This is a genomic window from Rhizobium sp. P1_E1 (assembly GCF_056406015.1).
In genome coordinates, this window is sequence record NZ_JBFUAY010000138.1 from 1 (window position 1) to 12,992 (window position 12,992).

Below are 12,992 nucleotides of genomic sequence, written 5' to 3' on the forward strand. Positions count from 1 at the left end.
GTCCATGGCAACACGACCCTTATAGGCCGGGTCTGCGAGGACCGCATAACTGTCGGGAACGGTCATGCCTTCACGGATGGCAAGCGAGGTCATGCCCCAGACCCAAGGAACGGCATAGCCCTTGCCGTCCTTGCTGAAGTTCGGGTTGGCGCGGAGGGTCTCATCGACCGTTGAGGCGTTTGGAACCTTGCTGAAATCGATCGGCTGCAGCAGGTCTTCGGCAACCGCCTGGGCGCAACGCGCAGCATTGAGGATAACCAGATCATAAGCCCCCGGATTGGTGCGCAGCTTGGTGAGCATTTCCGATTCCGAGCTATAGTAGTCGTGAACGACCGTGATGCCGGTCTTTGCCGCGAAAGCCTCGACAGACCATTTTTCGTCCGTTCCGTAGCCTTGCCAGTTCAGGACCGTGATGGTGCCCGCCGAAAAAGCCTTGCGCGGGAGGCTAGAGAAGCTGACGCCAGCGACAAGCGCCGCGGACATTAATTTCATGGTGTTGCGTCTGGTGAGTTCAGTCATTGTGGCACCCCTCTTGAACATACACAGTTATGGACGATCGTGACCGCGGTCAGCGACCTCAACGGATCGGCAAGGCCGAAAACAGAAGACATGCCAAATGCACATCAACTAATTTGTGTACCAACTATAACCAGAGGAGAGCGAAGGCTCGAGGCGCATGATTTCCAGGCGAGCAAAAGCCTGCGCCGCAAAGAGCGGAACATGACTTCATAACCGAGATATCGGTGCCGTACTTCGATAATGACCCACCTAAATCATTCGATTGTCGGTGGACCTTTAGTTCAAACCCTCTGATCTTTGAAATCAGTCTTTTTATTTTTTTATTTGCATACAAACTATTAATGACGAAATGACAGGTGTCAAGCGCTACCTTGCGTCTGCAGCGGAAAAATAGATGTCGAGTCGGCGGTCCTGCGCGCTTTCAGCAATCGTGAGGCGTATGCCTTCTGCGCTTGCAACATAGCCGATCCCCCGCCCATCAAGACGAACAGCAAGGACATCGCCGATATCCAACCGAGGCAGATCGATGTAGCCAGCTGCGGCAACAGGCGCGATGGTGCAGGCCAGTCGTCCATCGCTCATGACGATGCGCGACAGCGTCGTTTGCAGGTCCGTCCGCAACATCACGCGGCCATTGAGCGTCATCGACAAAGCAGCGGCCTCGACCTGCAGATGCAAAGTCCCCGATGGCGACAACATTGGCCCGAGCGCCAGGTCGCGGCCGGTGTTGCGCACTGTCCAGCCCGTCCACGGATCAAATTCGACGATTTCGCCGGTTGCCATCAATGGCAGCATGGCGGCCCAGATGTAGAACGGGTCGGTGTCACCCTGGTCCAGTGCCTCGCCGGTCACGGCATTGTAGTTTTCGGAGGCGATGCGATCCTCGCGCCAGTTCTTCATGAACAGGTCGTAGCTCTGGCCGGCGAGCTTGCTCGCTTCGGCCGTGAAACCGTAGCGACGCAGGCCGAGCCAGACCATGTAGTTGACATTCGGCCAGATGCGGCCGCGCCAGTAGACGTTGTCGGCGAAGGCCGGATCGTCACGCGTCGCGTTCGGCAGCACGAAGTCCCCGCCGAAAGTGGTCTCGTCGCTCAGATGTTTAAGCAGGCGCGACGCCTGAGCCGGCGTCGCGGCGCCGCAAAGCAGCGGATAGAAGCTGGTCGGCGACAGCGATCGGACAAAACCACCGCGCCGCTGTCGATTGGCAAAGATGCCGCGACTTTCATCCCAGAGCGTTTCCGAGATCAGCGTCCGGTGGCGTTCGGCCAAAGCGGCGAATTGGCGGGCATCGTCATGCTTGCCGAGCACGACGGCCATTTTTGAGAGCATTTCGGCATCGAGAGCGGCCGCGCAGTTGAGGCCGAGGTCGAAGGTCGAGAGCGTCCGGGTGACGGGATCGTAGATCGCTTCGTCATGCGTCGCGGAGTTGTCCATGCCGGTCTCGTTGCGCGCGCCGAAGGCAGTGCCCTTGTACAGGCCCTCACCTACATCAGAGGTGCCGCAGGACAGCAGGCCGAAACCATCGGGATCGCGATTGTCCTGCCACCAGCGCCGATTGCGCACCAGCGCGTCGTAGCTTGCCTGGATCATCGACCGTTCGCCGGTCCGCTGGTAGAGCTGCCAGACGACGAGCGCGCCGAACGGCAGCTGGGTGCGATCGACCCAGGCATCGTTGGAGGTGACGATGCAGGCGATATTGCCCTGCGGCGTTGCGCCGGCCATGGCGGTCGCCATGTTTTCGCGCGCCAGATCGGCGTCGAACACGCCGGCGAGAAGGGCCGCGAAAATCTGGTCGTTGAACCAGACGGCAAATTTCCCGAGATTCCAAATCCGCGTCACCGCCGTATAGGGCCGCGCGTTGGTCTCGTCCCAGATGGTGTTCCAGGCGACCACGTCGCGCATTGCGTCGAGGGCGCCCTCGAACAGGCCGGTCTGCGCCACGGCGAGCTCAGCCGGCGCGCCGGCCGCAAGGCAGGCCTTCGCCTTTGCGATCGCGAGCTCGGCGCTGTCGGCGACGCCCGCCGCATAGGCGCCCTGGCGCATCATCTCAAGATTGAAGCGCAGGGCGATCACCGGCGCTTCGTTTTTGCGCGTGGCGGTGTAGAAATAGCCGTTCTCCTCGAAGTCCGCCCGCAGCGCGTCGATCGTGTCGTGGCCGGTGACGTGCACCGGCGCCTCGGCGGTCGCGACCGCCACGAATCGCGTGCCAACCTTCAGCAGCGTAATGTTGCGTGCCGCATCATGGACCGCCACCTCACCGCCATCGGAGGAGATCGCCAGCGTCACCCAAAATCGCAGCCCCCATTCGGCCGACACCTTGCCGGTCCACCTGCCGCGTACGGCGAAGGGGTCGGTCTTGGTCGTCGAAAACGAGACCGTCGTACCGCTGAGGTCTGTCTCCAGCTCGATCAACGAGCCGTCAATGGTGTGACGGCCGAGGCGAACGGCGTCGCGCCGCGGCTCTATCGCGGAGGTCGTCCTGCTACGCGTTGAATACAGAACCGGCGTGATCCGCACGCCGAGCGGCAGGAAGACCATTTCGGCCGGCCGGCTTGACCAGCTGTTCCAGGCACGCATCAGGGGGATTGTCGAATGTTGTAGCATGGCTCTGTAACTTCCGGTCAGTGTGTCAGCGGAATAAGTTTCGGTACTGCGGACAGGCCGCTCTTGTCGGCCGTATCGCCGAGATAAGGCGTGTTGGCGTAATATCGGTTTGCCGCCGTGTTGGCGACGCGCAACTCGAGCGAATGGACGCCAGGACGCAACCGGCCGAGCGCAAAACGATAGGGCCGCCAGCCCCGCCGATCGATCTGCCGGCCGTCCAGGCTGGCGGCGACCACGGTCGCGACGTCAGGCAACTCGAGAAACCAGTCGGCCTCGTCGCCGATCTCCAGCGCCAGCCGGTAGATCCCGGTGCCGGACAAATCGGCAAATCCCTGCGTCTCCCATCCGGTCTCAACCGAAATCGGCACGAATGCCGCATTGGCCGCCGGCGCAAAACTCCAACCATCGACAAGTGAGACGGCGCGCGCGGGGTCAAGCGCTGGCTGGTTCGAGAGATGGCCATCGCCTGCGCCCCCATGCGTTGTCTGACGCAGGCGGAGGCAGCGCGCTTCCTGCGCTTCGAGCGTGACGGTCAATTGACTGAAGGCAGCGGCCTCCTCGATCTTGCCTGTCGTGGCGGACCAGACTTCGCAGTCGAAACCGTCATTGAAGAAAATCTCACTTTCCAGCGCGGCTTCACCATCGTTGAAGAGAACGATCCGCCACCAGCCATTGTCCTCGTATCCGGCCCATTGCCAGAGCCGGTCCGCGGGATGGCCGGTGATGACAGGACCGGACGGCGGAAGCCCTGCCAGCAGCGCGTCGATATCGCTGCCGCCGGGCATCCGATCGATATGCGTCGACGCCACCGCAGCCATCGGATCGGTGGCATCGCAAACGGTCGACAGGCGATCTCCGGAGGACCAGACGACACCGCCAGCGGCGCGGAAGGTCTCCAGTGCCCGCACCGTTTTTTTCGTCTCCAGCACGGTCACCGATGGCAGGATCAGGGCATCGAAGACAAGCCCCGAGACCAGCATCTGGCCGTCCTCGATCCTCGCCTTGGCCAGATCGGCCTCGCTGACGAACATGAAGTCGCAGCGCCTGGCCAGAAGCCCTTCGCACCATGCACCGATGTGGGTGGCATGGCCGTGGCGTGGGCCTTCTGCGAAGGCGGTATGAAGTGGATAGAGGATTGCGACCGGGGTGCGGGGTGTGGCCGGCTCGATGAAGGCTGAGATACGCGCGGTCTCCTGCGAAAACAGGTCATGATAGCCCCACCAGGGCTCAAAGTTGATGCCCGGCGCGAAATCGAAACGCGGATTGGTAAAGGGCGTCGGATCGTTGTCGCGCCCATCCGTCTGGTAGACGCCGTGCCATAGAAACTGGCGAGTGCCGAGGCAATAAAGCCGGATTGCCTGCGCCCGCATCGTCTCCAGCGTCAGTTCCCATTGCCCGGCGGCGCGCACCGGCGTTCGCTCGGCACTGGCATAGGTTTCGACGACACAGCGGCTGCGGCCATTCGAGCGGGCAACGGAATCGCCGAGCTTGGGCGCCAGCTGTGCGACGAAATTGTTGGAGTCGACCGTCGTCTCATGCCTGTAGGCATCGATGCCGAAGAAATCCACGGCAAGCGCGACCCTGGGGTCAATGCTGGTGAAGCCCCCGTTCAAGGCCCACGAACTGATATGCGGCAGGATTTCGTGCCCCGTGAGTGCGATGCCCTTGCGTTCGGCCCATCGACGCAGCGTGCCCGAGAAGGCATCGTTCATCAGGGCTGAATAAGCGGCATAAAATTGCGCGCGCAGCCGCAAGGTGTCAGGCCCGACATTGCGCAGCAGCGCCAGCAGCGTCTTGGCGAACGGCTGGCCCGTGTTTTGCAAAACGGCATCCGGCAGCGTCGAAGCAAATAGCAGACTGTTGCCAAGACTGCCCGAAATCTGATCCCATTTGTAAAAGCCGGCCGCCGGCTGGTCATAGAAGACCAAACCGACGGGATCAGGCACGAGATCACCAAGCGCTTCGACGAGCGGATCGAGCCCGACGTCGATAAACCGCTCCGCGGCTTCCGGCAGGAGGTAGTTGATCAGCCGGGACGTCGTGGAGCGCGCGCTGATGAATACCGTTATCGTCTGGCCGTCTTTAATCTCCCCGTCGAATGCGTAGGTGCAGGAAACACCGTCGCTTCTAACGACTGATGTCTGCGTGGTCACATCGACAATCTCGTCCAGACTGCCAACCTCACCGGAGGAATGCAGCAGGGCCGACGCGACCATCCATTCGCACCACTCGACCCGACCGCCTTCATATTGCCACTCGAAAATGTCCGATCCCATCTTCCGAGTGAAAGGCGGATGAATGCCACTGATCTCACCCCGCGGATCTCCTGAGGACATCCAGAAAAGATGGCGCTCGCGCAGGTCGTCGCGGTCCACGACTGTCCGGCCGCCGGCGTGCCCGCTGATCCAGTTATAGTCGTCGTAGATCCCTAGCTTCAGCCCCAGCTTGGCGGCGATGCCGGCCGCGGCGCGATAGGCGACGAGGTAGCCCGGCGACAGGTAGTCGTCGCGCGACATCGCAAGCCGAGCCTGGATCAGGATCGTGCCGATCCCCTTCTGTTTGAAATCGGCAAGCTGCGCGTGGCAGACCTCCTCTGTCGGGATCGAATGCCAGAACCAGTAGGCCGACGGCCGGAACGCTGTTGTCGGGTTCTCGAATAAGTCGCGGCGATCGATGTCCTGCCCGGTTCGGATCTGCTCCAATCGTCTGCTCCCTAGTGGGTTGCCGCCGTCACGCGTTGCATGGCGTTGGTCGTTTCCGTCCAGGCCGGCTTGTCGGGCGCGAAACGCGCTCTCAGATAGTCGGCAAGATCCTTGATCTGGCTTTCGTTCAGCGTCTGGCGAAAGGCCGGCATCGACATTACTTCCGGGGCCTCACGGCCGGTGGTCTGCGCCAGAATCGCCGGCGCCTCGACACCGTTCAGGATCGCCTGGATGAGATTGTCCGGCGTCGCCGCATGCAGGTTGCTGTTGAGCGCCAGCGACGACAGGATCGAGTTTCCGGTGTGGCATGTGGCGCAGGCGCCGTTGAACAGCCGCTCGCCCTTCGGCGAAACCCGAGCGGCGACAGCCTTGGCCGCTTCACTTGCGGCAATGGCGGCCTCGCTTTGTGCGTTGCTATCGGCGGGGGCCTCGTTGAGGCTGGCGAGATATGTTGCCATGGCACGGATATCGTTATCCGGCAGCGGCTGCATGACTTCGACGACATGCGCCATCGGGCCGGCGGCACTGCCGTGATCGCGCGAATGTCCGGTGCGCAGATAGTCGTAGAAGGCGTCCGCCGTCCAGCTGACAGGGCCCTTGGCGAAGGCATTGAGAGCCGGCGCCTCCCAGCCATCGGCAAAGCCACCCGAGAGCCGGGCGCTGCCGCTCTTTTCCGCGCCCAGCACATTTCGGTCCGTGTGACAGGCCGAACAGTGACCGAGCGTCTCGACGAGATAGGCGCCCCTGTTCCATTGCGCACCACGGGTCTCGACGTATTTGAACGGCTCAGCTTTCAGAAACAGCGCATTCCAGCCCGCCATCATCGCGCGGATGCTGTAGGGAAATTTGAGCTTTGTCTCCGGCGCCTTTTCGGCGACCGGCGCCTGCGTCATCATGTAGGCGTAGAGTGCCTGAAGATCGGCTTCCTCGGCGCCCGCGAACGAGGTGTAGGGATGGGCGGGATAGAGGTGATGGCCGTCGCGGCTGACGCCCTCTCGCATGGCCCGTTCGAAGGCTGGATACGACCACGCGCCGATGCCGCTTTCAGTGTCCGGGGTGATGTTCGTGGCATAGACGGCGCCGAACGGCGTGTCGAAGCGCCGGCCGCCGGCAAAGCGTGTGCCGTCATCACCGACATGGCAGACATTGCAGGCGCCGGCCGCGGCCGCAAGCCTGCCGCGTTCGATGGTGGCCGGGCTGTAGACGTTGGCATCGGGTCGCGGAATAGTGCCGATAGCAGAACGCCAAGGCGAGGCCATTGTGACGATACCGGACAAAGCGGCGACGGCACCGACGGCCGACAGACCGATGTTCCACCACTTCCGCTTCTTCGCCACCGGGGCAGCCGGCGCTTCATCCGTCTTGCCGTTCAGCGCGGCGAGTACCAGCTCCGGCGTCAGCGGTAGTTCGCGGAAGCGAATGCCGGTGGCATCGTAAACGGCATTGGCGATGGCCGAGGCGCTGGGAACGGAGGCGGATTCTCCGACCCCGAGCGGCGGCTCGTCCTGCCTCGGCACCATCAGCACGTCGATATCAGGCACCTCGGGGAAGGTGATCAACGGATAGCCGCCCCATTCCTTCGACTGCACGGCGGTCGAGGAGAATTCGACTTTTTCCTTCAGCACCCGGCTGGTGGATTGAATGATATTGCCGTGGATCTGGTGGCGCACGCCGTCGGGATTGATCATCATCCCGGAATCCTGCGCGCAGGTCACTTTGGTGACCGCGATCTCTCCGGTCTTCTTGTTGACGGCGACATCGGCGACCCAGGCGGCCCAGGCGGCGGCCTTGCCCGGAAACGGTCCATGGACGTAAACGGCATAGGCAAACCCGCGCCCGTAGAGCAGGTCGCCCTCACCACCCAGCGTGCCCCATGTCGTATGCGGCACCCATTTCGCCCGCTCGGCCAGCGCATGCACCAGGTCGACGGCGCGCGGATCGTGGAGGTAGCGAAGCCGGTACTCGACCGGATCGACGCCGGCGGCGGCTGCCAGTTCGTCRATGTAGCATTCGTGCGCAAAGGTGTTGGGCATTGCCGACACGCCACGGAACCAGGAAGCACGCGCGATCGGCGGCATATCGTGCACGGTGACGCGGAGGTTCCCGTAGGCATAGGGCGGGATGGCGGTGCGATCGCCCATCTGCACGACGTCGGAAACTGGCGGCATCTTGCCGGTGAGGATCAAGGGAAGGGTCGGCGCCAGATTGGAGGGATAGCGGGTTTCGAAATCATAGGCGGACGGACCGCCCTCCAGGTCGATACCGCCGCGCACATCCATGACCTGGGCGGCGCCCTTCGGCTCCCAGGCATGTTCCTGCTCGCGCGTCAGCTGCACCCGGACAGGTGCCTTGACGGCGCGCGACAGCAGGGCGGCGTCGGCCGTGACGTCATCGGCGCAATTGCGGCCATAGCAGCCAGCCGCCTCCAACCGCTCGACCCGGATCAGCTCTTCCGGCATGTCGAGCAGCAGCGCCAGATCGCGGCGCATTGGAAACGGGTTCTGCGTCCCCGACCAGACGGTCAGCCCTGCGTCACTGTAATCGGCTACCGCGCAGGACGGCCCGATCGAGCCGTGCATCTGGTAGGGCCAGACATAGGTGCGGTTCATCGGCTGGGCACTGCCGGCCAGGGCCATATCGACATTGCCGAGATCGGCAAGCTTGCGCGCAGTCGACGGATTGGCGCGCAGCGCCTTTTCCGGCGCGTTGAGATCCGGCCACTCGGGCGGCGCGCGCCACACGACCTTCAGGCTCTTGGCCGCCTCGATGGCGTTTTCCTCGCGGGTCGCGACCACGCCGACGAAATCGCCGAGGGCGACGACGCCGACCAGCCCGTTGATGTGCGCAATCGATGTTTCGTCGATGGAGATCAGGCTGTTTCCGACATGATCGCCGTGATCGAACCCCGCATAAGGCGGGCGAACGACGCGGCCATGCAGCATGCCCGGCACGCGCACATCATGCACATAAGTCCAGCGCCCCGTAGCCTTCTCGGGGATATCGACGCGCGGCCGCGACGAGCCGACCAGTCTATAGTCCGAGGCCGGCTTAAGGGCCGCGTATTTATCGATCGACAGCCTGACATGGCTGCCGGCGACGATGTCGCCGAAGCTGAGCTGCCAGTTCTCGCCGCCATCGGCACGGATGATGCCGTCTTCCAGTCGCAGCCGCTCAAGCGGCACGCCGCCCTTCTCAGCCGCCTTGGCGAGCAAATGATGGCGGGCGGTGGCGGCGGCCTGGCGCAGCGGCACTGCGGTGATCTGGATCGTTTCGCTGGCGATGGTCGCGCCCTGGTTGGGCGCGGCGGAGGTCGTGCCGAGCACCATGTCCACCTGCTCGAACGGCATGCTGAGCTCTTCGGCAACGATTTGCGCCAGAGAGGTGCGGATGCCCGTCCCTAGATCAACATGGCCGTTGAACGCAGTCACACGGCTATCGGCGCCCACCGCGATGTAGAGTTCCGCACCGTCGCCAAGCCTTGTATCGTTGACAACAAGCAGCATGTCGGCGGCCGACATATAGGCGGATTTCGGCATTTGGCGGTGGTCGGTCACGGGGAGACCTCCTTCGCAGCTTTTGATGAGATATCGTCCGGCGTGGATCGTCGCGTCCGTTCGGCCCTGGAATAGGCGACCGCCCGCCTGGCCGCGGCAAGTATTTCCATGTGCGTTCCACAACGGCACAGATGATGGCGCAACGCCTCGCGGATCGCGTCCTCGTCGGGATCGGCATTGCGATTGAGCAGGGCTGTGGTGGCGATGATCATGCCGTTCAGGCAATATCCGCATTGAGCGGCGGCCTCGTCGATAAACGCTGCCTGGACTGGATGCAGATGCTCGGGCGTGCCGAGACCCTCAAGCGTAGTGACGCGGCGAGTGCCGACGGCACCCAGAGGCACGGTGCAGGAGCGCACGGAGCGACCATCGACGAGAACGGCGCAAGCGCCGCATTCACCGAGCCCGCAACCGTATTTCGGGCCATTGAGGGAGAGATCGTTTCTGAGGATATAGAGGAGTGGTGTTTCCGGGCTTGCTTCGACGCTCTCGACGGCATCGTTCACATTCAAACTGAAGCAAACTGGCAGTGTCAAAGCAGGCCCTCCGCCCCGGAGAACGAAACACAGACCTCGCCTCTTTCCATCGGCCGTACCGCTACGCAGCAGACATCACTCGGACGTCCGCAAACCATAACGATGCGACAGTCACCGACTCTTCGCATCTATTGCCCCTTTTATTATTAAGAAGTGCATACGCTTTATAATGACAAAAGACAAGTCGGATTTCATCATCGGGATTTTGCTAGTATATCCAATCAGCAAGGCGTTTTTTGTGTCGTCTTGATAAAAATCAGAACATCGCTATTGCAATTTAGAGCGTATGCGCTAGAATTTTTGCCAAGCCTCCAATCGTGGGAACAATGCGTCGAAAGACAGCTAAGAAGGGTCGCTATGTCTAACGGAAAAGAAAAGATCGCGATTATCGGCGCCGGCCTCGGCGGCGCTGTCGCGGGTGCGCTGCTCCAACACGCAGGTTTCGACGTCAACGTCTATGAACAGGCACCGGCATTCTCGCGCCTGGGCGCCGGCATTCATATGGGGCCGAACGTCCTGAAGATTTTCGAGCGCATCGGCGTCGACAAGAAGGTGATCGGCATCAGCAGCACGCCGAGCCATTGGTTCAGCCGCGACGGCATTACCGGCGAATACACCGCCCGGATTTCGCTTGAAGGCTACGGCCAGACCTATTGCACCGTTCACCGCGGCGACCTGCAGGCCATCCAGTGCGATGCGTTACAGCCAGGCACCTTGCATTTCGGCAAGAAGCTGGCTCGCCTCGACGACAGCGGCACCGATGTGCTGATCGAATTCGAAGACGGAACCTCGATACGCGCCGACATCGTGATCGGCGCCGACGGCATCAATTCGCGCGTTCGCGAAACGCTGCTCGGCGAAGAGAAGCCGAATTACAGCGGCTGGGTCGGCCATCGCGCCCTGATCTCGTCCGACAAACTGAAGAAATACGATCTGACATTCGAGGATTGCGTCAAGTGGTGGGGTCCGGACCGTCATATGATGGTCTACTACACGACGGCTCGGCGCGACGAATATTACTATGTCACCGGCGTTCCGCATCCGGCCTGGGAATTCGATTCGGCTTTCGTCGACAGCAGCCGCGACGAGATGGCGGCGGCGTTCGAGGGTTATCATCCGATCATCCAGGCGCTGATCGAAAGCACCGATGGGGTGACGAAATGGCCGTTGTTCAACCGTAACCCGCTGCCGCTCTGGAGCAAGGGCCGTCTTGTGCTGCTTGGAGATGCGTGCCATCCGATGAAACCGCATATGGCGCAGGGTGCCGCGATGGCGATCGAAGACGCCGCCATGCTGACCCGCTGCCTGCAGGAAACCGGCGTCAACGACTTCCGCACCGCTTTCGGATTGTATGAGACCAACCGCCGCGATCGCGCGACGCGTGTCCAGAGCGTTTCGAACGCCAACACTTTCCTGCTCAAACAGGAGGATCCGGCCTGGGTCTACGGCTATGATATCTATGCCGCCCCCCTGAAGAGCGAGACTGCGGCATGAGCGGCGGCGCCTTGTACGGAGCGAACGTCTTCGCCAATGGCATCCGACAGCACTATCTGCGCTATGGCGGCAAAGGCCCTGCGGTCATCCTGATCCCGGGCATCACCAGCCCCGCGATCACCTGGGGTTTCGTCGCCGACCGGTTGGCCGAGCGTTACGACGTCTATGTGATCGACGTACGCGGCCGCGGCCTGTCGTCGACTGGCCCCGACCTCGATTACGGCCTCGACGCCATGGCTGCCGACGTCGTCGGCTTCGCATTGGCGCTTGGACTTGCTACTCCCGCCCTGCTCGGCCATTCAATGGGCGCGCGCATCGCCATTCGTGCCGCCGTTGCGGCGCCGGAGGCGTTTTCGAGGCTGGCGCTGATCGATCCGCCGGTCTCCGGCCCCGGACGCCGCGCCTACCCGAGCAAGCTGACCTGGTATGTCGACAGCATCCGCCTGGCGCTGAAGGGCATCGACGCGGAGGGCATGAAGGCGTTTTGTCCGACATGGACCGACGAGCAACTGAAGCTGCGCGCCGAATGGCTGCACAGCTGCTACGAGCCCGCGATCGTCACCGCTTTCGAGGACTTCCACAAGGACGACATCTTTCCGGATCTGCCGAAGCTCAAGCAGCCGGCCATGTTGATGGTCGCCGGCCGTGGCGGCGTGATCGAAAGCGTCGACGTGGACGAGGCCCGCTCGCTTTATCCGGGGCTGGAAATTACCCGGGTGCCAGATGCAGGGCATATGATTCCATGGGATGATTTCGACGGCTTCTTTGCCGCGCTTGGAGATTTTCTCTCCCGTTGATTGAAGCGGCGGTGGGGCGATGATCCACCRCCGTTTGTTTGAGAGCCGTTTTTTTTGCGAAGCAAAGGATTTCACCCGTGCAGAAGTATTACCGTATCGGCCAGATCGTTCCGAGCTCCAACACGACGATGGAGACCGAAATTCCCGCCATGCTGACGGCACGCCAGTCCATCCGGCCCGAGCGCTTCACTTTCCACTCCAGCCGCATGCGGATGAAGAAAGTGGTGAAGGAAGAACTGGCGGCAATGGACGCTGAATCCGACCGTTGCGCCGTCGAGCTCTCCGACGCCCGCGTCGATGTTCTCGGATACGCGTGCCTGGTCGCCATCATGGCGATGGGCCTCGGCTATCACCGCCAGTCGGAGAAGCGCCTGATGGGTCGCACCCAGGAGAATGGCACTGACATTCCCGTCGTGACCAGTGCCGGCGCCCTGATCGAGGGCCTGAAGGTGATGAAGGCGAGGAAGATCGCCGTCGTCGCGCCTTATATGAAACCGCTGACGGAGCTGGTCGTGGACTACATTCGCGAGGAAGGCTTCGAGGTCGTGGACTGGCGGGCACTCGAGATCCCCGACAATCTGGATGTGGCGCGCCACGACCCGGAAAATCTTCCGGCGATCGTAGAGACGCTCGACCTGACCGATGTGGACGTGATCGTGCTATCGGCCTGCGTGCAGATGCCATCGCTGCCCGTCATCGCCAAGGTCGAAGCCATGACAGGCAAACCGGTACTGACCGCCGCCGTCGCGACCACTTATTGCATGCTCAAGAAGCTCGGTCTGGAAG

8 protein-coding genes are annotated in these 12,992 nt (G+C 62.2%); 3 read left to right on the forward strand and 5 right to left on the reverse strand.

Features of this window, described 5'->3' with window-relative positions; genetic code table 11:
• The 5 genes from AC1D1Z_RS28070 to AC1D1Z_RS28090 all read right to left on the reverse strand — a co-directional run.
• On the reverse strand, positions 1-519 hold a 519-nt coding region (locus AC1D1Z_RS28070), incomplete at its 3' end, for an ABC transporter substrate-binding protein (protein WP_477852254.1).
• 366 nt (positions 520-885) lie between these two features.
• Positions 886-3,123 carry an MGH1-like glycoside hydrolase domain-containing protein gene (locus AC1D1Z_RS28075; RefSeq protein WP_018245255.1) on the reverse strand — a complete coding sequence of 746 codons (2,238 nt, stop codon included), beginning with the start codon at positions 3,121-3,123 and terminating at the stop codon, positions 886-888.
• A 17-nt stretch (positions 3,124-3,140) separates the two neighbouring features.
• A complete protein-coding gene (locus AC1D1Z_RS28080; protein ID WP_018245256.1) occupies positions 3,141-5,825 on the reverse strand; it encodes a hypothetical protein in 2,685 nt (894 codons plus the stop codon).
• Positions 5,826-5,836: 11 nt separating this feature from the next.
• Positions 5,837-9,379 (reverse strand): molybdopterin cofactor-binding domain-containing protein, encoded by a 3,543-nt coding sequence (locus AC1D1Z_RS28085; protein WP_018245257.1) that lies wholly within the window; start codon positions 9,377-9,379, stop codon positions 5,837-5,839.
• On the reverse strand, positions 9,376-9,915 hold the full coding sequence (locus AC1D1Z_RS28090; RefSeq protein ID WP_245268266.1) for a (2Fe-2S)-binding protein: 540 nt from the start codon (positions 9,913-9,915) through the stop codon (positions 9,376-9,378). The genes AC1D1Z_RS28085 and AC1D1Z_RS28090 overlap by 4 nt, the downstream gene beginning before the upstream one ends.
• Positions 9,916-10,272: 357 nt before the next feature.
• Here AC1D1Z_RS28090 and AC1D1Z_RS28095 point away from each other — a divergent pair, with 357 nt between their 5' ends.
• From AC1D1Z_RS28095 to AC1D1Z_RS28105, 3 genes are all read left to right on the forward strand, one after another.
• Positions 10,273-11,409, forward strand: coding sequence for an FAD-dependent monooxygenase (locus AC1D1Z_RS28095; protein ID WP_018245259.1), 1,137 nt, complete (start codon positions 10,273-10,275; stop codon positions 11,407-11,409).
• The gene (locus AC1D1Z_RS28100) at positions 11,406-12,206 is read left to right on the forward strand and encodes an alpha/beta fold hydrolase (protein WP_018245260.1); all 801 of its coding nucleotides are present in this window, start codon (positions 11,406-11,408) and stop codon (positions 12,204-12,206) included. Before AC1D1Z_RS28095 ends, AC1D1Z_RS28100 begins: the two co-directional genes overlap by 4 nt.
• Before the next feature lie 77 nt (positions 12,207-12,283).
• A partial coding sequence (locus AC1D1Z_RS28105; RefSeq protein ID WP_477852257.1) for a maleate cis-trans isomerase family protein occupies positions 12,284-12,992 on the forward strand: 709 nt, incomplete at its 3' end.

Bases quoted from the DNA above. Each gene is read 5' to 3' on its own strand.
- AC1D1Z_RS28075 (WP_018245255.1), bottom strand. From the start codon at position 3,123: ATGCTACAACATTCGACAATCCCCCTGATGCGTGCCTGGAACAGCTGG.
- AC1D1Z_RS28095 (WP_018245259.1), top strand. From the start codon at position 10,273: ATGTCTAACGGAAAAGAAAAGATCGCGATTATCGGCGCCGGCCTCGGC.
- AC1D1Z_RS28100 (WP_018245260.1), top strand. From the start codon at position 11,406: ATGAGCGGCGGCGCCTTGTACGGAGCGAACGTCTTCGCCAATGGCATC.